This is a genomic window from Martinezella dioscoreae, assembly GCF_009176305.1.
GTDB lineage: Bacteria > Pseudomonadota > Alphaproteobacteria > Rhizobiales > Rhizobiaceae > Rhizobium > Rhizobium dioscoreae.
In genome coordinates this window covers 1-21066 of the sequence record NZ_BLAJ01000006.1, presented here as the reverse complement: position 1 = coordinate 21066, position 21066 = coordinate 1, and the positions used below count along the sequence as shown (strand labels likewise).

Below are 21066 nucleotides of genomic sequence, written 5' to 3'. Positions count from 1 at the left end.
GCCGGGCGATATCGTAAAACAGGGTCAGTCGAGCCCCTTGAACGGGGCATCGCGGAACTCGAGATATTCCTTCAGCGACATCTTCTGCAGATTGCGCATCCACTCCTGCCCATCGCGACTAACATGCAGGGCGGCGATAGCGTGGACGTTGAAATCGAAGGATGTCATCAGGCCAGCGGCCATCTGCTGGTTGTTGATGGAGGACTTGGCGAACTTGATGGCGGGCACAGGCATACGAGCCAGCTTGCGGGCCAGGTTCTCGGTCTTTTCCCTCAATTGATCGGCGGGCACGATCTTGTTGATGAGGTGCATGCGCAAGGCCTCCTCGGCATCGACCAAATCGCCTGTATACATCAGCCAACGCACGTCACGGGTGGCCAGCAGCCAGGGCATGAACAGTGCCGGCGGGCCGGAATTGTGCCGCACCTCCGGCTCGCCGAACTTCGCATTATCGCTGGCGATGGCCAGATCGCAGGCCATCATCAGCTCAAGCGCACCCGCAAGAGCATAACCGTTCACGGACGCGATGACCGGGATCTGTGCCTTCCAGATGTTGAGGAGCGCCTGGGCGTTCTCCGACATGTCCGCATGCCAGTCCTCGATATCGACATCGTAATCGGCGCCTTGAAGATCATAGCCGGACGAGAATGCACGACCCGCCCCCGTGATGATGAGCGCGTTGACCTCCTTGTCGGCGACAGCCATGGCGACGGCGCGGTCGATTTCGCGCACCGTCGTCTTGTTCATCGCATTGAGCTTTTCAGGACGATTGATGATGATCGTCGCGAATTTATCGTGGCCGTCCTTCTCGTAAAGGATCGTCTCGAAGGTATCGGAAGTGCTCATATGCTTTTCCTCTTAGCCGTGTCCTGATCCGGCATCCCTGTTCGTTTCTCGTCATTGGCCGGCGTTGCAAGCAAGGCCGCCATTTTCTTTTCAAAACGCCCGATCGACGCCATCTTAACGGGGCCGAATCCCTTGATCTCTTCCGGCAGCCGGGCAAGTGCGACGGCATGGCCGTGCGTTTCGACGGAAAGCTGTCTCGTGAGATCCTCGATCATCGCCTGATAGTCAGCGATCAGTCGCCGCTCCATCCGGCGCTCTTCGGTATAGCCGAACGGATCCAGCGCCGTGCCGCGGAGGAAGCGCAGCTTTTCCAGAAGCGCAAAGGCCGGGCCGATCATTTTCCGCGGGATGGCGATCTTCGCCGGATTTCCGGTGCGTTTGTCGATCCGCCGTGACAGGATTGGTGGCGCCAGATGATGCTTGATGCTGAAGTCGCCTTCGAACTGCGCTTCGATCGCAGCCTTGAAGCTCCGGTCTCGGTGCAGGCGCGCCACCTCGTATTCGTCCTTGTAGGCCATCAGCCTGAAAGCGTTTTGGGCAACGGCGGTTGCAAACTCCTCGCCGGCCATGAGCCCGTTTTCAACCTGCCGCGCAGCATCGACCAGTGCCCGGTACCGGCGTGCATAGGCGGCGCTCTGATACGCGGCAAGAAAAGCCTCACGGCGCTCGATGATCGAGTCGAGTGTCTCGGCGGGCCTGACCTCGGCTAGATCAGCTCCCGCAGCGCCGGCGACGATATCGGGGGAGACCACCGAGCGCCGACCCCAGCCGAAGGCGGCACGGTTCATCGCAACGCTGGTCCCATTGAGTGCAATCGCTTGATCGATGGAGGCAAGGCTGATCGGCACCAGACCGCGCTGCCATGCATGACCAAGCAGGAACATGTTGGCTGCAATCGCATCGCCCATCAGCGCCGCGCCAAGCTTGGTCGCCGAGACGAGGTGAACGGCATCTTCGCCGGCTGCGCGACGCAACGTTTTGAGCGTCGCTTCCTGCTGGAAATCGATCGCTGTGTTCTGAACGAAAGATGCCGTCGGCGCGAAATGATTGTCGAGGACGGCGTGCGTGCGGCCAGCGCCAAAGGTCGATAGCGCATTGCGACCGGCCGACACTACGATGTCGAAGCCGAGCACCAGATCGCTTTCGCCTACGCCGATACGGACCGACGACAAAGCACCAGCCATCCGCGCCACGCGAAGATGCGAAATGACGGCCCCGTTCTTCTGCGCGAGCCCCGTCTGATCCAGCGTCTGCACAAAAAGGCCATCGAGATGCGCCGCCATTGAGAGGACAGCGCTGACGGTAATCACCCCCGTCCCGCCGATACCGGCCAACAGCATGTTATAGGGCTGCGCTTCGATCTCCGTCAGAACAGGTAACGGCATGTCATCGAACGTCGCTTGCTGGGCTTTCGCAGCCGGCTTTCTGATCTTTCCGCCCTCCACCGTGACGAAGCTCGGACAGAAGCCCTTGATACAGGAAAGGTCGGTATTGCAACTCGACTGGTTGATCTTGCGCTTACGGCCAAACTCCGTTTCCTGCGGCTCGATCGAGATGCAGTTGGAAACGGCCGAGCAATCGCCGCATCCTTCGCAGACCAGTTCGTTGATGAATGCTCGCTTGTCCGAGACCGCCAGCGCCCCGCGCTTGCGACGCCGGCGCTTCTCTGCCGCACAGACCTGATCGTAGACCAGCACCGTCACCCCCTCGATCTCGCGCAGTTCACGCTGCACCTGATCGAGTTCGTCGCGATGATTGACCGTGACATTGCGTGGCAAGCGGCCGCGCCAGAGCTCCGGCCGCTCGGCGACGACAGCCACTCTAGCAGCCCCTTCGGCCAGCATCTGGCCGACGATACCGGGAACAGAGACCTCACCATCGTGCTTTTGACCGCCGGTCATGGCGACGGCATCGTTATAGAGGATCTTGTAAGTGGCGTTGACCTTCGCGGCGATCGCAGCCCGGATCGCAAGCAGGCCCGAATGAAAATAGGTGCCGTCGCCCATGTTGACGAAGATATGCTTTTCATCGGTGAATTGAGAAAGCCCAATCCATGCACCGCCCTCACCCCCCATCTGGGTAAAGGTCGAGGTGTTCCGGTCTTCAAGCCCGATGACCATCATGTGGCATCCGATACCCGTCGAGGCACGGCTTCCCTCGGGCAGTCTGGTCGAGACGCTGTGCGGACAGCCGGAGCAGAAATACGGATCGCGCCTGAGTGCCGGACTTTCCGTCACGCTGGCTGCAACAATTGCCTCCATCTCCCGCGACCGGTTATCGAGATCGTCGGCCTGCGGCTCGAGCACGGCAAGGATGGCGCGCCCGACGGCCACCGCATCGATCTCACCGACGGCTGACAGGAGCGGCCGGCCCGCCGGCCCGAGCTTGCCAAACACTCTCGGCCTCTCATCGGACGGCATGTTGAAGAGCAGAGCTTTGATCTGGTCTTCCATAATCGGACGCTTTTCTTCGATGACCAGCAGCGTCTCGACGTCGGCGGCAAACCGTGCGACCCCCTCCGGCTCGATTGGCCAGACAAGGCCAACCTTGTAGAGCCGGATGCCGAGCTCGCCTGCGCGCCGCTCGTCTACGGCGAGGCGCGAAAGCGCGCCCATCAGATCGAGCCAGGATTTACCGGTCGAGACGATGCCGAGACGCGCCTTGGTGCGCTGCCCCTGCCAGATGGTGCGGTCAAGCCTGTTGTGACGCGCAAATCTATGGACGGCAGAAAGCTTGTCTTCCAGCCGGCGCTCCATCGCATGCGGCCCGTCAGGCCAGCGAAGCGACAGATTGCCTTGCGCATCCGGATAGACGATCGCCGGATGAGCCGGATCGAGATCGACGGTTGCCGTGCATTCGACAATCTCCGTCTGGCACTTGAAGCCGATCCATGCACCCGAATAGCGGCTAAGCGCAAATCCCAGCAAACCGTAGTCGATATATTCGGCGACGCCGGCGGGCGACAGCAAGGGCACCATGACCGATATCAAGTTGTGCTCGCTCTGATGTGGCAAGGTCGATGAGACGGCCCCATGATCGTCGCCAGCGAGCAGCAGCACGCCACCATTCGGATTGGTGCCGACGGCATTGGCGTGCCGGATCACATCCATGGTGCGATCGACGCCCGGCCCCTTGCCATACCACATCGAAAAGACACCGTCGTAGCGGACGCCGGAGAACATCGCCGTCTGCTGCGTTCCCCATACAGCCGTCGCCGCCATGTCCTCATTGAGGCCGGGCTGAAAGCGGATATGGTTCTGGTCTAGATAGGTCTTGGCGCGCGCCATCTCGCGGTCGAAGCTTGCGAGCGGCGAACCGCGATACCCGGAGACGTATCCGGCAGTGTTGAGGCCCTTTGCCAGATCGCGCTGTCGCTGGATCATCGGAAGACGCACCAGCGCCTGTGTGCCGGACACCAGGATTTTTCCATGATTGACCGTATACCGGTCATCAAGGCTCGGACCTTTTTCACTGGGCAATGCGCGGGCCGTCTCGGACAGGTTCTGCATCTACGCGCGCTCCGGCACGCCCGGCAACGGCATATCGAAAACCCGGCCGGGATTGAGAATATTGTTGGGATCGAAGGCGGCCTTCAGGCGGCGCATTGCATTCACCTCGGCGGCACTTCGGCCGAGAGGCAGCCACTTCTTCTTCTCAAGGCCAATTCCGTGCTCGGCGGAAATCGCGCCATCGGCCCGGATCACGGCAGGAAGAATTATGTCGGCGATCCGCTCATGATGGTGAGTGCGGACAAGAAAATGCAAATTGCCATCGCCGAGATGGCCGAAAATATAGATCTCGGCATTTGGATCGGCCGCCGCGATCTCACGGCTGGCAGCATCAAGGAAGGCCTGCATGCGGGACAAGGGCAGGCTGACATCGAAGCCGGAGACGTGGTCCATCGAGAAAATGAATTCACTGGCAGCCTCGCGAAGTTTCCAGATTGCGTGATATTCGCGCGGCGACCCCGAAACAGCCACGTCCGTCACGACGCCGCTTTCGTAGCACGCCATAAGCGCTTCGGAAAAACGCGCGTGATCACCGGCCTCGTCCTGCCCCTGCATTTCCACAAGAACGTACATCCCCGCACCTGCTGCAACAGGTGGCTGAGCACCGGTCTGCGACAGAACCCCGTTATAAACATTCGGAAAAATCACTTCGAAGGCCGACAGCGACGGGCCGAGCGTAGAGCGTAAATGTTTTAGAAGGGCAATAGCGGCACTTAACGACGGCAATCCGCAAAAGGCGTTCGCTTGCGACCGCGGCTCAGGATGCAGCCGCAAACAGGCCCGCGTGACCACGCCAAGCACACCTTCGCTTCCAACGAAGAGCTGATTGAGATCGAAGCCCGAATTGTCCTTGGGTAATCCCTTCAAGCTGGTCAGCACGGAGCCATCCGCCAGCACAACCTCAAGCCCCAGAACCTGCGACCGATACATGCCATAGCGCAGGACACGAATACCGCCCGCATTGGTGGCAACATTACCGCCAACCGTGGACGTGCCGCGCGCGCCGATATCAACACCGAAAAACAGCCCACAGCCTGCCGCAGCCTCCTGTACCGACTGAAGCGTAACGCCGGCCTGTGCGATGATGGTGGCGGCATTCTCATCCACCGGCGACAGGTTCACCATTCGCTCAAGCGAAAGCGACACTTCGTCGACTTGAGGCCTCGCCCCGCCGGCAAGGCCCGTCCTGCCGCCTTGGACCACGACGGGCTGCCCCAGACGATTGCATTCTTCAAGTATAGCGGACACTTCCGCCGTATCCGCGGGCCGGAAAACGATTATCGGGCGCTCGCCGGCCTCGTCCGTTGCGTCACCACGATAGCCATCGCCGACGTCGTCGCCAGCGAGAATGGCCTTACTATCGATCCTTCCGTCGAGCCGGCGCAGCAATTCTGCATGCCGGCCAACAGGCGCACGGGCACCTTGGGCGCTCTCCGCCCGACCAGTCGATCCGCCCAATTTCGTTCCCCTTGGTTATCTGGATCGAGGGCAGGTTATCGTCTATCCGATATTTGTCAAACCTATATTCAATTTTCAGTGGCGTTTTCGAAGCGGCCGTGGCATCTATGAAATCGAGGTAAGGGTGACAATCAATGACGCTGAAATTTGATGAGGTCGTGAGGGCTGGCATCGCCAAGCAGGTCGCGGAGAACATAAAATCCGCGATCATGGATGGCCGCCTGAAAATCGACGAGCGGCTTCCCACGGAAGAGGATCTCGCGAGAAGCTTCGGCATATCGCGGCCGACCGTGCGTGAGGCGCTAAAACGTCTGGCAGCGCAAAATCTCATCCATTCAAGGCGCGGCCCGCTCGGCGGAAACTTCGTCAAACGGCCGGATCCGGAAGGGCTTTCCAAGGCGATCACCGCAGCAGCAACCCTGCTAGTCGGCATCGGCGCCTTCGATATCCACGAGATTATTACGGCCCGCCTTGAGACGGAGACGATCTGTTGCAGGCTCGCCTGCGAAAATCACGGCGCTGCCGATCTGGAACGAATGGCGGCGGAGATCGAGATCCAACGCGATGAGACGATCAGTGACGAGGACTTCTGCGCATCCGACGTGCGCTTTCATCGCGCGCTGGTGGATTCCACCTGCAATGGCCCGCTGAAGCTGATGATGTATACGGTGATCGAGTCCTTCATCCCCATAACCAACATGATCGTGTTCCGGGTTCGCGAGCGCCGCAAGGTCGCTGGCTTTCACCGGCAGATCATGGAGGCCGTCGCCAAGCGCGACACCGAGACGGCGACAAGGGCATTGGCGGACCTGCTGGCCTACATTCGCAACAGCTACGCAGCCGCGATGGACGCACGCGACAGGATGAAGGCGGCGCCTCAGACCTGAGAAGGCGAACGGCCGATTTCAAGTGGGAAAAGGGGGACGCATGTCCGATACATTCCAGGCAATGGTCATCGACATGGCCGATGGCAAGCCGCAGACCGGGTTCCGCCAGCTTTCACTCTCCGATCTGCCGGATCATGATGTTCTCGTCGAGGTTCATTATTCGACCGTCAATTACAAGGACGGCCTGGCCCTGACCGGCAAAGGGCGGATCGCCCGGCGTACTCCCATGGTCGGAGGCATCGACCTTGCCGGAATCGTAGTTGAATCCCGATCTGACAAATGGGCGCGTGGCGACAAGGTCATCGTCAACGGATGGGGGCTGTCTGAAACAGAATGGGGCGGATATTCGCGATTTCAGCGCCTGAAAGCGGAATGGCTGATCGCACTTCCCGAAACCTTCAGCCTTTCGCAGGCAATGGCAATTGGAACGGCCGGCTACACGGCGGCGCTTTGTGTCAATGCGCTTGAGGATTGGGGCACGATCCTCAACGACGATCGCGAAATTCTCGTGACCGGTGCGGCGGGCGGTGTCGGCTCGGTGGCGATCAGCCTGCTTGCGGACAAGGGTTACAAAGTAACCGCATCGACCGGTCGCCCTGAAACGCGGGACTATCTCGGATCGCTCGGCGCGAGCGCTTTCGTTGACCGGGCATCGCTTTCAGAAAAGGGCGGTCCTCTACAAAAGGAGCGCTGGGCCGGCGTGGTTGATTCTGTGGGCTCGACGACGCTCGCAAACACACTTTCACAGACCGTATACGGTGGGGCAGTTGCTGCCTGTGGCCTTGCAGCCGGCGCAGACCTGCCGGCAACGGTACTCCCGCATATCCTGCGCGGCGTGGCACTGCTTGGCATTGATTCCGTTATGGCACCAATGTCCAAACGGATCCGCGCATGGCAGACCCTCGCCGAACACCTGAAAGCAGAAAGGATCGAGACATTGGCAAGGATCGAGCCCTTCTCCGAGCTTCCGAGCCTTGCTCAGGATATCGTCGAGGGCAAAATTAGGGGGCGTGTCGTGGTGGAAATCGCAGAATAAGGCTGCTCCAGCGGGCAAGCTATTTGAATATTCGAGAGAGCCGCACCCGAGAGAAAGTGTCCTCACCATCACTCAGAACCAAGCGAAGATACTACATGAGTTTGTCGGCCATTTGGGGCCGGGATGCCTTTGACACCTTCAGGGACGACCTGCCCCGCTTCCGTGGCAAGTCGCGAGATGCTTCGCCATCTCGACAGAATGCGCGAGATGCCGGAAGACGTTACGGACCACCCAACCTTGGACGAGGAACTTTGCTGGGACGAGCCAAAGCCGCCATCGACCGACGAGGTCCATGGCTCGCTGTTGATGGAGATCGGCACTTCGGTACGTTTGAGCTTGCGGTCGACGACGAGGCCGATGAAACCTGCGGCCTGTCCAGGTCGAGGATCTTGCCGGCAAGCAGATTGATTGGGCCTGCCTGGTCCCAATCCGGCGCCAATTTCGATGAGACAATTCGCATCTTCATCAACGCCTTTCCGCTGCAGCAATTGGAAGCACTGAACGAAGACTGCATCAATGAAATGCTCGCGGCAAAAGTCGCGTGATTGCATTGCTCCAACGCAGCGTACCTGCATCGACGCGTTTCAATGAGCGAAGACTAATCTGCTGTTGTTTGTAATGCAGCTTTCGAGAGCTCGCCTTCAGAGGCGGCGAGCTCCAAAAGCCAGCAGACTATAAGGATAGCGCGCCGGCCGGTCGCATAGGCTGCGTTTTCGGCGCTATCTTCGACGGCGCCAGGACCACAGGCATTCCCGCTTCGAGACAGGCGGTCAGGAACGCCTCTCTTGCTATGACAGCAGGCACAACCCGATTGAGCGCGCCGCGGCAGGTCTTCACCGCACGTTCGTGGCGCTCGCCATGCCGCAGCGGCCATTCATTTTCCAGAAAGTCCAGAGCGTCATAGACGCCTGTAAAGGTGCGCTCCAGCCCGCATTGGAGCCTGATCGTCACCGGACGGGTCCACGGAATATCGTTGAGTGGCATCTTCTTCCTCCTTTCCATGCCAAGGACCTCTCCCAGGATCATATTGTAAGAGAGGATTGTCACTTCAAGAGTTTGCCTCAGGCCACGAGGCCCTTGGTCAACTCCAGCGCCTGACGCTCGAACAGCCGGCGGTAAATGCCGTTATTGAGGCGAATGAGCGCCTGATGGTCACCCTCTTCCACGATCTTTCCCTTGTCGAAGACCAAAAGTCGATCCAAAGCTCGTACCGTCGAAAGTCGGTGCGCGATCACCAGCGTCGTGCGACCTTCCATAAGGCGTTCCATTGCCTGCTGGATCTGCACCTCGCTCTCGCTGTCGAGGCTCGAGGTCGCCTCGTCCAGGATCAGCACCGGCGCATCAGCCAGAAATGCCCTGGCGATGGCGACACGTTGACGCTCGCCGCCCGACAATTTGACGCCGCGCTCGCCCACCAATGTCTCATAGCCCTTTGGCAGGTCCATGATAAACCTATGGGCACTGGCCTGCTTCGCTGCATTCTCGATCTCGCGCCGTGACGCGTTCGGTCGGCCGTAGGCGATATTTTCGGCAAGCGTGCGATGAAACAGGATCGGCTCCTGTTGCACGATGGCAATCTGGCTGCGCAGGCTGGACTGAGTGACATGGGCGATATCCTGGCCGTCAATGCGGATCGACCCCGCCTTAACGTCATGGAGGCGCTGGATGAGCTTGACAAAGGTCGTCTTGCCCGAGCCGGAATGGCCGACCAATCCGACACGCTCGCCCGGTTTGATCGTCACCGAGAAATCCTCATAGAGCGGTGCAGGATGCGCCCCGTACTGGAAGGTGACGCGATCGAACAGGACTTCGCCCCTATCGATCTTGATCGCCTTCGCGTTTGGCTTATCCTCAATGCCCAGCGGCGTTTTGTCGAGCAGGACAAGTTCTTCCATATCGTTGACGGCGCGCTGCAGGTTTCGAATGTCCTGTCCGACCGAGCGCAGGTAACCCTGCAGGATGAAAAACATCGCTAGCACGAATGTGATGTCCCCCGGCGTCGCCAGTCCCTGCCGCCACATGACAAGGCCAGTGCCAAGAATGCCGGCCTGCATGGAGACCATCATGAAACCCTGGATCGTGCCGTTCAGTGTCCCGCGCTTCCATGTCCGCCGTGTTCGACTGTCCCATTTGAGCAGCACCTGGCGCAAGCGTTCCTCTTCGCGGTTTTCGGCGCCAAAAGCCTTCACGACCGAGTTGCAGCTGATGGCATCCGCCAGTGCGCCGCCCAGCTTGGTATCCCATGCGTTAGCAAGCTTCGCCGATGGCGACACGTATCCGGTCGAAAGCAAGATGGTCACGCCGATATAGATCAGCGATCCCGCAGCCACGATCAGCCCCATGACCGGCCAATAACTACCGAGCACGACGCTGGCGCCCACGAGCATGACGATCGAGGGTAGTAAGGCTATCAGCAACAGGTCATTGAGCGAGTCGAGCGCCCACATGCCACGAGTGATCTTGCGCACCGTCGAGCCGGCGAAACTATTGGCATGCCAATCGGTCGAGAAGCGCTGCACCTTGTGGAAGCCGTTATTGACCACGTCGGCCATGATGCGCAGCGTCAGACGGATGATCCCGTCGAAGATAAACCAGCGCAGCGTAACGCTGGTCAAGCCAAGGGTGACGACGACAACGAAGGCGCGGATGGCATCGGCCGCCGCACTGCCGCTGGCAATCGCATCGACGATCTGGCCTGAAAACACCGGCACCAGAACTTCGGCTAGCGTACTGACAATTACCAGCAGGATGATGGTGCCCACCAAAGCGGGACGATGGGTCCACTGACGAAAAACAAAGCCGAGCACATTGCGATAAGCATCGGCGCGGAAGTCGAGCTTCTTGCGAGTCATCTTAACCAGTCCGACCGCACATTTCGGCGGTCGGCCCCAAAAATCGAGAGTTAACGGACATTGCCGGAACGGAAACGAGCCGACCTCGGCAAATCAATCGAACTGTGAAGGAAACAAAAACCGCTTCATGCGTGCCCACTGCGGGCCACAAATGGGAATGATCTAATTTCGGTTCATTCCGGACGGAAGCGTTTCGATGGATGCTGGTGTCATGCAACGCCTCCTCTGTTTGATGTGCAGCGATGGAGAGTTTGTATCGGACTAATTCGACTTTGCCAAGTCGGTTTTTCTACTTTGTGGGGAAACATGCGCGAATGCCACACCATTTCGGACAGGGACCCATGCGCGAACTCGTCGCCGCGGCCGGCCGGCACCCTGAAGATCTCATCATGATCACTTGCCGGTCAGCCATGGTGGCGGGCCCGATCGGCACGAGATCGCCGAGACGATCATGTGTGAGCACGAAACCGCCGGGATGCTGGCCGAGATGGCGTGGAGCGCCCATCAGCTGCTGGGCCAGCTTCAAGGTCAAGGCAAGCCTGCGATCCTCTGGATTGAGATTGAGCTCACGTAGGCTACGCTCGGTCACTAGTTCCTTCGGCCACGACCACATGCCCGCCGATAGCGTCTCGATCACGTGCTCCGACCAGCCGAGCGCCTTGCCAACATCTCGAATTGCGCCCTTGGCGCGTGACGGTCGCTCACAGGGCGGCCTTGTCATGGCCGTAGGTCCTGTAGATCCATTGGATCACCTCCTCGCACCGCTCGTGCTCGAAATCGACATCGATGTCGGGTGGCTCGTCGCGCTCCTGGGAAACGAAGCGTTCGAAGAGCAGATTGTTGGCCTCAGGATCGATGGAGGTGATGCCGAGGATATAGCAGACGGCGGAATTGGCGGCCGATCCCCACCCCTGGCATAGGATGCTCTGGCCGCGGGCATAGCGGACGATTGAGAACATCGTCAGGAAATAGGGGGCGTATTTCGTGGCGCGATGATGTATGGAGTTAATCTTTACAGTTTACCTTCATATATAGTAGAGATGCTGCCATGATCGAGAACGCCGACAAATCACCCCTCGCCTCCACAGTTGCCGAAGAGCTCAGAGGCTTCGCAAGCAAGCTGAAGCGCAAGCTGCGCGAGCAGGGCCACGCCGGCGACCTGACGCCAAGTCAGGCGTCGGCGCTCGTCCGACTGGAAAAAGAAGGCCCGATGACCACCTCGGCGCTGGCGCGCGCCGAAGGCATGCGCCCGCAATCGATGGGCACGCTCCTATCGGCGCTGGATGCGATGGGCCTCGTCTCGGGAATGCCCGACCCCTCTGACGGCCGGCAAACCATTCTCTCGCTGACGGAGCGATGCCGCCGCCTGATCCAGGAAGGCCGCGCCGCCCGCCAGGACTGGCTCAGCCGCACCATCGAAGCCAGGCTTTCGCCGGGAGAGCAAAGCCAAGTGCTGGCCGCCATCGGCCTGCTGCAGCGACTAGTCGAGCAGGATTAGACCGTCCTTTCCTTCCTCACACCTTAGGATATCCCATGGCCCTGACCGCATTGGATCAACAGACCGCCCTAATTGTGGTCGACCTCCAGAAAGGGATCATGAGCGCGGCCTTCATCGAGCCGATCGCTCCCGTCATCGAACGCGCCGTCGCGCTCATCCGCGCGTTCCGGCAGCACGATCTGCCCGTCGTCTTCGTTAAGGTTGCCGGCACCGCGCCCGGGCGCGCGGAGCAGCCCAGACGCCACATCGGACCGCTGCCGGACGGCTTTGCGGACTTCATTCCTGATCTCGACCAGCAGCCCGGCGATATCGTCGTGACGAAATACAGCTGGGGCGCCTTCGCAACGACCGACCTCGACGCCCGTCTCAAATGCCTCGGCGTAACTCAGGTGGTGGTCATTGGCGTCGCAACCGGTACCGGTGTCGAGGCGAGCGCGCGGCAGGCCTTCGAGGCCGGGTACAATGTCGCGCTCGCGATCGACGCCATGACCGATACCCGGCCCGAGGCCCATGCCTACAGCATCAAGAACGTCTTTCCCCGGCTCGGCGAAACCGCCACGACGGAAGAGATCATGACCGAACTCGCAAAGCGGAACGCTTAAGGATGACCTTCCTCCACACTCTCTCGCTGCTTGCCGGCGGTGCATTTCTGATGAATGCAATTCCGCACCTCGTCAGCGGCGTTCTCGGCCGGCCCTTTCAATCGCCCTTCGCCAGGCCACCCGGTGAAGGCCTGTCATCGTCGACCGTCAATGTCCTATGGGGCTTCGCCAATCTGGTACTGGCCTATCTGCTTCTCATCCGTTTCGGCAGCGTGAATTGGGATGGCGCCACGGATGTCTTATCTGCAGGCCTCGGGGCTTTCGCCATCGCGCTGTTTTGCGCGCGTCACTTCGGCCGGTTCCATGGCGGGAACGCGCCGGAACGGCAATGATGCTGCGGACCTTCCGGTCGCTCCGACACTACAATTTCCGGCTCTGGGCGGCGGGGGCGCTCGTGTCGAATATCGGCACCTGGGTCCAGCGAACCGCACAGGACTGGCTCGTCTTCGCCGAACTGACGCGACATAACGGCTCGGCTGTCGGTATCGTCATGGCTCTGCAGTTTGCACCGCAGTTTCTGCTGCTTCCCTGGTCGGGTCTTGCCGCCGACAGTCTGAACCAGCGTAAGCTCCTGATGGCGACGCAGGCGACGATGGGCGCGCTCGCGCTGGCGCTCGGTATTCTCACCGCCACGGGCCTCGCGCAGCTCTGGCACGTCTATGTGTTCGCCTTCCTGTTTGGCAGCGTGGCCGCGCTCGACGCGCCGGTCCGCCAAACCTTCGTCGCGGAGCTGGTCGGCGACGACGATCTGCCGAATGCGGTGGCGCTGAACTCCATGTCGTTCAATCTCGCGCGGATGATCGGTCCGGGCGTGTCGGGTGTCGCGATCGCCACTATCGGGACCGGATGGGGCTTTCTCGTCAATGGCGTATCCTTCCTGGCCGTCCTGATTTCTCTGACGCTGCTGCGGCGGTCGGAGCTGCGGCCGAACAGACGGGCGCCACGTGGCAAGGGCCGCTTTGTCGAGGGCCTGCGCTATGTCCGGGGCCGCCCCGATCTCGTGGCGATCCTGTTCATGCTGTTCTTCATCGGCACCTTCGGCCTGAATTTTCCGATCTTCGTCTCGACAATGGGCGTGCGCATCTTCCATGCCGATGCCACCGGCTACGGGCTGTTGTCGTCTATTATGGCGGTCGGGACGATTACGGGGGCATTCCTGAATGCCGGCCGCGACCGCATCGAATTCCGCAATCTGATCGTAAGCGCCACGGTATTTGGCCTCGGCTGCGCGTTGGCGGCGCTTGCGCCCTGCTACTGGCTCTTCGCGGTGGCGCTTGTCGTCATCGGCGTCGCCGCGCTCTCCTTCACCAACGCCACCAACAGCCTGATGCAGCTTTCGACTGAGGCTACGATGCGCGGGCGGGTGATGGCGCTGCGCGTCGGCATCGCACTCGGTGGCACGCCGATCGGAGCGCCCATCGTCGGCTGGGTGGCCGATCATGAAAGCCCGCGCTGGGCGATGGCCATTGCGGCGGCATCAGGGATCATCGCGGCGACGATCGGCATCTTTGCAAAACAAGGAGCAGGTCGGAACTAGGAGCTGAGAGTACCTGCAAGGTTTGGTCGCTCTATCGCCATGTTTTTTTGCGCTAAGGACCTGCAGAGTTCGTCGCTTCCGCACCACCGAGCGTCAGGATGGCTTCACGCTCTACAGCCTGAATGAGCCGCGCGTGTGCCGGGGCCTGCGACCAGAGCAGTCCAAGCACTCGTTCGGGAGCCGGATCAGGGAGGCGGTGTCTTACGATCGACAAGCCTCCCGGCCAAGGCAGCACCCGATCCGGGACGAGCGAAACACCAATCCCGCGGTCAACGAGTACAGCGATTGCATCCAGCGCGTCGAGTTCGATGCGATCGTTGGGCCGGATTCGTTGCTGTTGCAAATAACGCAAAGCCGCAGATGATGAAGAACTGCTAGGATAGCTCCTTCGATAGGCATCGCGCTCCGGTCCAATGTCTCAAGCTCTTGAAGGGATCTGAACCACAACGCCCTACTTGGTTCCAGATGCCGAAGTATTTGATTTCATTTTGGCGCATGAGCTTGAGCTCGGCTTACACTTTGCCCGCCATGTTGCCTTGCAGGCGGTGCATTGAGCCTTGGTGCAGATAGAATAGGATGCCGGCACCCTTCACGTTGACGAGATCCTATGTCTGAACTCGATTGGTTGAGCCAACTGCTTCAAATCATCACGGTCACCGGCCAGCTCGAGGTGCGCTGCGCCTATGGCGCTCCCTGGCGCATTATGTGGAACCGGGCTGCGCCGAACGAAATTCCCTACCACGTCGTCGTCAGGGGCCGAGCGATCTTTGAGGATCCGGAGGCAAGAACCCGGCGGGAGTTGACGAGCGGCGATATCGTGCTGTTACCGCACGGTGCGGCGCATGTGCTGCACGATGGCAGCGGGCAGACGCCCGCTCCTACGCAGCAGCGGCAGAGTACTGCCGGGTGGATGCTGAGCGAGAACGACAGCGACGGCGAACAACTAGATCTGTTGTGTGGCCGATTTTTCATTTCGCCTCCTCACGATCGATTGGTCCGCAACTACCTGCCCCTCGATCTGGTGGCACGGACCATGGATGCCCCAGGAGAAGAGGGTGTCGCGTCCGCAACTGGCCAACTCTCTAATCTGGTGGGGTTGATGCGAATGGAAGCGGCCGGCGATCGACCCGGAGGACGCGCTGTTCTCAATGCACTGTCTTCGGCTCTTTTTACGTTGGTGTTGCGTGCAGCCAGCCAATCAGCAACAGCTCGTGAGGGTCTGCTGGCACTGGCCGGCCACCCGCGCTTGGCGCCGGCAATCAGCGCCATGCTCGCTGATCCCGCCAAGCCCTGGAAACTACCTGATCTGGCAGAGCTGTGTGGCATGTCTCGCGCAACGTTCATGCGACACTTCCGGGACAGGCTCGGTTGCTCCGCCCTCGACCTGTTGACCGATTTGCGCATGAGTTTGGCTGCCAACGAGCTCAAGAAGCCAGCGATCAGTACTGAGACAATCGCCGAAACGGTCGGCTATCAATCTGTTTCGGCATTCCGGCGCGTATTCGCCGAGAAAATGGGAATGACGCCAGGGGAATGGCGCAGGCTCGCGCAGACCGGCGGGAAAAGTGCGAGTTAGCGCCGGCCTGAGGTTTGATCCTTTTAAGCATCATATTGAGGCAATTCAATCTCGATAATATCACATGCGGTCGTAAAATCGGCTCCGTAATCACTTGATGAGGGAGCCACCCGATGAACTACATCAACAACATAGCCTCCGAAGCGGTACCGACGAATGCGGTCATCGAAGCCATCCTCAGCCGCAGCGCCGCTAAATATTACGACTCCACCGCCACACTGAGCGACGATCAGATCCGAGATCTGGTGCGCATCGGCACGTCGGCGCCGACCTCCTTTCACCTTCAGAACTGGCGGTTTATCGCGGTCCGCACACCTGACGCCAAGGCTCGGCTCCATCCGATCGCCTGGAAGCAGCCCGCGATCCTCGATGCCGCGGTTACCTTCGTTATCGTCGGCCAATTGGCCGATGCCAGCGCCGTGCCTGCCCGTCTGGCGCCGGTCGTGGAAGCCGGCATCATGCCGGCCCACCTGGTGCCGGAATGGGAGGCGCCCGCCCGCGGCCTCTATGACAACCAACCCCAACGGCAGCGGGACGAAGCGGTGCGCTCCGCGACCTTCGGTACGGCTGCGATCATCTACGCGGCGCGCTCGCTCGGCCTCGGTTCCACGCCGATGATCGGCTTCGACGCGGAAGCGGTGCATCGCGAATTTGGCCTCGCCGAAGATGAAATCCCGGTCATGCTCTTGACCGTCGGACCCGAGCGGTCCGGCAACTGGCCGCAGAAGCCACGCCTGCCCGTAGCCGACGTCCTGTCCTTCGCATAACCCGCAACTCAATCAACATTTATGGAGACGACCATGACCAGAACGACCGTTCTGACGCCGGAACAGGTGCCGGCTGCATCCAAAGAGACCCTCGATGCTTTCAAAAGAAACATCGGGTTCACCCCAAACATGATGGCGGCCTTTGCTCAAAGCCCGATCGCCTTCAACGCATGGGCTGCCCTACTCGGGTCGCTCAGCAAGGTGCTTGACGTGAGGACTCGAGACAGCATCGGCCTTGCCGTCTCCGAAGTGAATGGCTGCAATTACTGCCTGACGGTTCACAGCTTCACTGCCGAACATATGGCCAAGCTGCCAGCCGAAGAGATCATTCTCGCTCGCAAGGGCCATGCGACCGACTCGAAGCGGGATGCGGCGGTGCAATTCGCGCGAAAGGTTATCGAGACCCGCGGGAAAGTCAGTGACGCGGATCTGAAGGCTGTTCGCGATGCCGAATTCACCGAAGCGAACATCATCGAGATCGTTGCTCTGGTCGCAATGTACACCCTGACGAACCTGTTCAACAACGTCTTCGATCCGGACAAGGACTTTCCTGCCGTTGCCCCGGCCGGCGCGATCTGAGTCCCATCTCTCCTAGTCTCATGAATCTGTAGGATCAACCCCATGAACATTCTCCACATCGACAACAGTCCGCGCCAACAATCCCATAGCCGTCAGCTTTCGGCGGCGATCGTTAAAAGGCTTCTTGAGGTTGCACCTGGCGCGGACATCATCCGACGTGACCTCGGCACTGATCCCCTACCTCAGACCGCGGCCCTTTATGCCGCTGCACTGGCGTCACCGGCCACTTTGGCGGCCCCGCCGGCCGGGTCGCTCGATCTTTCCGAACAGCTTGTGCGGGAAGTCGAAGCGGCGGATGTGGTCGTCATAGGAACGCCGATGCACAATCTGACCATTCCCTCGGTCCTGAAGGCCTGGGTCGACCAGATCTTGCGTGTAGGCCGTACAATAAAATCGACGTCGGTCGGGAAGGTCGGAATGCTTCGGGACCGTCCGGTCCTTATCGGCGTGGCTTCCGGCGGCTTCTTCACCGGCGAGCGCGCCAACCAACCGGATTTTCTGACCCCCTACCTGTCGATTGCGCTTAGCTCGATCGGGCTGAAGAGCCAGCAGTTTTTCCCGCTTCAAGGAACGGCCTTCCTTAACTGGGAGCAGGCGGCAGAGACGAGAGACAAGACGCTTGCAGCTCTCGACGTCACCGCCGTGAAGCGCCTGACCGAAATCCAGGATCAACCCGCAATGGTCGCGAGCGTCGGCTGGAACCATGCCGACCTCGCCTTGCCCAGGCACGCATCGCCAAGCGCACACTGAGGGACCGACAGCTTCCAACGTTTGTTCATCAACCATCCGACGCCGCCGGCCAATCAACATGAGGCTTCAGATGATCTTATCTACGTCTACGCTTCCCAAGATCGGTGACAGGATCACCGGCAATTCGACACCGCCCGATGACCGCGCCATCCGCGAATGGCTGGGCTCAGAGGCATACGGTCAATGGAGCGAACTGCGGACCTGGATCGATGCATCCTATCCCGGAGTATTCGCACCCGACTGGCTTTACGGCGGAAAGAAGCGCGGTTGGTCCTTGCGCTTCAAGAAGACTAGGGCGCTTACTACTTTGGTGCCGGAATATCAGCGGTTCTCCGCCATCGTCGTGATGGGCGGAGCCGAACGCGAGAAGTTCGAGGAGCGGCGTTATTTCTGGCGCCCGCGATTGGTCAGAGCCTACGATGACGCGAAGACCTACATCGACGGGAAATGGCTAACGCTTCCAGTCTTGTCCAAAGATGAGCTGCAGGATGTGACAGAGCTTCTGGCGATGAAGCGTCCGCCGCTCCCACGCTGACTAGCCCGTCATCTGCAATCGTTCCTCTCACGAGCCGACACCGGACCCAAAGACATCTACCCACGGCACCCAAGGAAGATCGAAGTGGTCTTCCGCGCTGTATCACCTCAAATCATCAAAGCATCGAAGGAGACAAATCGATGAAAGCCATCATAGCAACCGACGAAGCCGCCGGCGCGGCCGGCATGTCATTGGCGGAGCACCCGCAGCCGCAGGCGGCGATAAACGACGTCATCGTCGAGGTTCACGCGTCGGGCTTCGTGCCGACCGAACTGAGCTGGCCCTCCACCTGGACCGATCGCATCGGCCAAAAACGAACGCCATCGATCCCGGGCCATGAGTTCGCCGGTGTGGTTACCGCTCTCGGTTATGGTACGACCGGCCTTTCTTTGGGACAGCGCGTGTTCGGCCTGACGGACTGGTACCGCGACGGCACCCTGGCGGAATATGTCGCCGTAGAGGCTCGCAACCTCGTACCACTTCCCGGCGACGTGGAGTTCACAGTGGCTGCCAGCCTGCCGATCTCCGGCCTGACCGCCTGGCAAGGACTGTTGCAACATGGCCGCCTCCAAGCAGGCCAGAGCGTCCTTGTTCATGGCGCCGCCGGTGCGGTCGGTTCGATCGCGACGCAGCTTGCGCGCGAGTTCGGAGCCTACGTCATTGCCACCGGACGTGCCGCCGACCGGCAGAAGTCGGTGGAGTTTGGCGCGAACGAGTTCGTCGATCTGGCAAATGATACGCTCGAGGAAATCGGGAGCGTCGATCTCGTGCTTGACATGATCGGCGGCGAGATCCAGAAGCGCTCCGCAGGTCTGGTACGACCCGGAGGTACGCTCGTTTCCGTAGTTGGCCCGGTTGAAGCGCGACCCGTCGATGGCCGGGCAATTGACTTCGTCGTGGAATCCGATCGCGCTCAACTTAATGAGGTTGTTCAGCGGGTACGTGACGAACGCCTTCGGACGAACATCGGCTACATCTCGACCTTGGATAATGCGGTCGCTGCATTCACTCCCACCGGACGGCGGACAGGGAAAACGATCATTCGCACTCGCGAATGAGAGGCGCTAGCCATCAATATCGTCATTATTTTTCCTAAGCGAACCCAAGCTGAACCATGATGGCCGGAGCAACAACTCCGGCCCTATTCTGCGGACGTATGACGGCTGCTTCTCAATGGATAAAGCCGCCGCCAGTTTCGCGATCGCACAACACGCACCGCAATTGCCAAGCACGTCACCACACAGACGACGGCATTTGAGCACCTCCCAGAAGATTCCCGTTTGGACCACATTTCTCAACATGTGTGAGCGCCCAGCCCTCGCCCCGAGATAAGTATTCCGCCCATTCGGATGGAACCAATTGGCGCCTATCGCGATTTTCTGCCTATGGCCACCGCGCGCTGTTACCTTGCGATCTGGATTATTTTGACATCATGGTATCCGGCTGTCGCCGCCACCATAACCGCACAAGATGTGAATGCCGCTTCCATTTCGTCCGTGCACATCGAAGCACCAAGCCCCAAACCGACCAATCCTGATGCGGCAATCGTAAAACTTCAAATTCTGCTAGATCGAACTGGCGCTTCACCGGGCGCGATCGACGGTTTTGGCGGGGACAACCTCAACAAGGCAATTGCGGGATTTAACGCATTGCAGGGACTTCCAGCTGGCAATAAGCCCGATACGGCCGTGCTCGGGCGGCTCGAAGAGCAAGGCCCGGTCGTTCAGAGTTATTCCATAACCGCAGACGACGGGAAGGACCTGGTACCGAAGATTCCCAAGGACTATGCCTTGCAGGCAAAGATGGATCATCTTGGTTATACCAGCATCGCCGAGAAACTAGCCGAACGTTTCCATATGAGTATTGCCCTCCTCAAGGCGCTCAATCCGACCGCCTCCTTCACTCCCGGTGAAACGATCTCGGTCGCAGCAACCGGCGCTGGAAAGAGCGGTGTAGTGAAACGAATCGAGGTCCATAGGCAATCGGGACAGGTATTCGCATTTGCAGAAGATGGGTCGTTATTGGCAGTCTACCCTGCTACGATCGGCAGCGAGGAGACACCTTCTCCCTCCGGCAAGCACAAGGTCAAAGGTGTCGCGCGATTGCCGACATACATCTACAACCCGACGATCAACTTTCAGCAGGGTCACAATAAGAAGATATTAAAGCTGCCGAGCGGGCCGAATAATCCCGTCGGCACCGTCTGGATTGATTTGACGGAACCAACTTATGGGATTCACGGAACGCCGGATCCGGAACTTATCGGCAAGGTCGACTCTCACGGTTGCGTCCGCCTGACCAACTGGGATGTGGAAGAGCTCGCAGGGATGGTTAAGCCGGGCGTAGTGGTTGAATTTATCGACTGAACATTAGGTTGCGGAGGGAAGGAGCAAAGTGGCCATCCCCTCGCCTGGCTTAAATGCCACTTTTCAAAGATCGACTCATGTTCGACAAAATCCAGTCCGTTGATGTGAAGGGATACGAACCTGTGAGCCCTTTGTTTACTTCGTCAGCGAAGTCGATTTGTCGCTGGTCCATAACCGGACGATTGTGAGCAAAATGCTCAATTGCGCAGCCTCACGGCGGCAATGGCATGTGGCATCAGGAACGCGGCAATCTCTGTGATGACATCCT

The 21066-nt window shown here is 59.7% G+C and carries 20 protein-coding genes and 1 pseudogene; 14 read left to right on the top strand and 7 right to left on the bottom strand.

The features are described 5' to 3' along the window. Window positions 1-24 precede the first annotated feature (24 nt). From GDN47_RS23030 to GDN47_RS23020, 3 genes are read right to left on the bottom strand one after another with little or no spacing between them, the layout of a single operon-like run. Window positions 25-846 (bottom strand): enoyl-CoA hydratase/isomerase family protein, encoded by an 822-nt coding sequence (locus tag GDN47_RS23030; protein ID WP_152094327.1) that lies wholly within the window; start codon window positions 844-846, stop codon window positions 25-27. Beyond that, a complete protein-coding gene (locus GDN47_RS23025) occupies window positions 843-4355 on the bottom strand; it encodes an indolepyruvate ferredoxin oxidoreductase family protein (protein WP_152094326.1) in 3513 nt (1170 codons plus the stop codon). The genes GDN47_RS23030 and GDN47_RS23025 overlap by 4 nt, the downstream gene beginning before the upstream one ends. Further along, window positions 4356-5813: an FAD-binding oxidoreductase gene (locus GDN47_RS23020; protein ID WP_152094325.1), complete on the bottom strand. Its 1458-nt coding sequence runs from the start codon at window positions 5811-5813 to the stop codon at window positions 4356-4358. It abuts the gene before it with no gap. 134 nt (window positions 5814-5947) lie between these two features. Between GDN47_RS23020 and GDN47_RS23015 the strand changes: the two genes are divergently transcribed. From GDN47_RS23015 to GDN47_RS23005, 3 genes are all read left to right on the top strand, one after another. Beyond that, window positions 5948-6700 carry a FadR/GntR family transcriptional regulator gene (locus tag GDN47_RS23015; protein ID WP_069614894.1) on the top strand — a complete coding sequence of 251 codons (753 nt, stop codon included), beginning with the start codon at window positions 5948-5950 and terminating at the stop codon, window positions 6698-6700. A gap of 40 nt (window positions 6701-6740) precedes the next feature. Next, window positions 6741-7736 (top strand): MDR family oxidoreductase, encoded by a 996-nt coding sequence (locus GDN47_RS23010; protein ID WP_069614895.1) that lies wholly within the window; start codon window positions 6741-6743, stop codon window positions 7734-7736. Between the two features lie 95 nt (window positions 7737-7831). Next, window positions 7832-8281, top strand: coding sequence for a hypothetical protein (locus GDN47_RS23005; RefSeq protein ID WP_152094324.1), 450 nt, complete (start codon window positions 7832-7834; stop codon window positions 8279-8281). Between the two features lie 127 nt (window positions 8282-8408). Here the strand turns inward: GDN47_RS23005 and GDN47_RS23000 are convergent, their stop codons facing one another. The 3 genes and pseudogenes from GDN47_RS23000 to dnaE2 form a co-directional block, all read right to left on the bottom strand. Next, window positions 8409-8720 (bottom strand): DUF982 domain-containing protein, encoded by a 312-nt coding sequence (locus tag GDN47_RS23000; RefSeq protein ID WP_113390861.1) that lies wholly within the window; start codon window positions 8718-8720, stop codon window positions 8409-8411. Window positions 8721-8797: 77 nt separating this feature from the next. Further along, entirely contained in the window at window positions 8798-10588 is a 1791-nt protein-coding gene (locus GDN47_RS22995) for an ABC transporter ATP-binding protein (RefSeq protein WP_152094323.1), read from the bottom strand. A gap of 391 nt (window positions 10589-10979) precedes the next feature. After that, window positions 10980-11571: pseudogene (gene dnaE2, locus GDN47_RS22990) on the bottom strand (error-prone DNA polymerase); the annotation flags it as partial. A gap of 65 nt (window positions 11572-11636) precedes the next feature. Here dnaE2 and GDN47_RS22985 point away from each other — a divergent pair. The 4 genes from GDN47_RS22985 to GDN47_RS22970 are packed head-to-tail and all read left to right on the top strand — an operon-like array spanning window position 11637 to window position 14225. Beyond that, the gene (locus GDN47_RS22985; RefSeq protein WP_069614899.1) at window positions 11637-12086 is read left to right on the top strand and encodes a MarR family winged helix-turn-helix transcriptional regulator; all 450 of its coding nucleotides are present in this window, start codon (window positions 11637-11639) and stop codon (window positions 12084-12086) included. Between the two features lie 35 nt (window positions 12087-12121). Further along, window positions 12122-12688, top strand: coding sequence for a cysteine hydrolase family protein (locus GDN47_RS22980; RefSeq protein WP_152094322.1), 567 nt, complete (start codon window positions 12122-12124; stop codon window positions 12686-12688). A gap of 2 nt (window positions 12689-12690) precedes the next feature. Then, the gene (locus tag GDN47_RS22975) at window positions 12691-13020 is read left to right on the top strand and encodes a hypothetical protein (RefSeq protein WP_113367599.1); all 330 of its coding nucleotides are present in this window, start codon (window positions 12691-12693) and stop codon (window positions 13018-13020) included. Further along, the gene (locus GDN47_RS22970) at window positions 13020-14225 is read left to right on the top strand and encodes an MFS transporter (protein WP_152094401.1); all 1206 of its coding nucleotides are present in this window, start codon (window positions 13020-13022) and stop codon (window positions 14223-14225) included. Before GDN47_RS22975 ends, GDN47_RS22970 begins: the two co-directional genes overlap by 1 nt. A gap of 52 nt (window positions 14226-14277) precedes the next feature. On the opposite strand, the gene GDN47_RS32765 is transcribed toward GDN47_RS22970, so the two are convergent. Continuing rightward, window positions 14278-14568, bottom strand: a complete 291-nt coding sequence (locus GDN47_RS32765) for a LysR substrate-binding domain-containing protein (RefSeq protein ID WP_210296505.1) — start codon at window positions 14566-14568, stop codon at window positions 14278-14280. A 264-nt stretch (window positions 14569-14832) separates the two neighbouring features. Here GDN47_RS32765 and GDN47_RS22960 point away from each other — a divergent pair, with 264 nt between their 5' ends. The 7 genes from GDN47_RS22960 to GDN47_RS22930 all read left to right on the top strand — a co-directional run bounded on the left by GDN47_RS22960 (window position 14833) and on the right by GDN47_RS22930 (window position 20798). Then, complete coding sequence (locus tag GDN47_RS22960; protein ID WP_152094321.1) at window positions 14833-15801, top strand: AraC family transcriptional regulator; 969 nt, start codon at window positions 14833-14835, stop codon at window positions 15799-15801. A gap of 113 nt (window positions 15802-15914) precedes the next feature. Next, window positions 15915-16568, top strand: coding sequence for a nitroreductase family protein (locus tag GDN47_RS22955; RefSeq protein ID WP_145322810.1), 654 nt, complete (start codon window positions 15915-15917; stop codon window positions 16566-16568). A gap of 33 nt (window positions 16569-16601) precedes the next feature. Further along, a complete protein-coding gene (locus GDN47_RS22950; RefSeq protein WP_113396203.1) occupies window positions 16602-17147 on the top strand; it encodes a carboxymuconolactone decarboxylase family protein in 546 nt (181 codons plus the stop codon). 42 nt (window positions 17148-17189) lie between these two features. Next, on the top strand, window positions 17190-17897 hold the full coding sequence (locus GDN47_RS22945) for an FMN-dependent NADH-azoreductase (protein WP_113353627.1): 708 nt from the start codon (window positions 17190-17192) through the stop codon (window positions 17895-17897). A gap of 70 nt (window positions 17898-17967) precedes the next feature. Beyond that, entirely contained in the window at window positions 17968-18432 is a 465-nt protein-coding gene (locus tag GDN47_RS22940; RefSeq protein WP_113353626.1) for a DUF3788 domain-containing protein, read from the top strand. A 140-nt stretch (window positions 18433-18572) separates the two neighbouring features. Continuing rightward, window positions 18573-19490, top strand: coding sequence for an NADP-dependent oxidoreductase (locus GDN47_RS22935; protein ID WP_152094320.1), 918 nt, complete (start codon window positions 18573-18575; stop codon window positions 19488-19490). A 327-nt stretch (window positions 19491-19817) separates the two neighbouring features. Next, window positions 19818-20798, top strand: a complete 981-nt coding sequence (locus GDN47_RS22930) for a L,D-transpeptidase family protein (RefSeq protein WP_113353649.1) — start codon at window positions 19818-19820, stop codon at window positions 20796-20798. The last annotated feature ends 268 nt before the right edge of the window (window positions 20799-21066 follow it).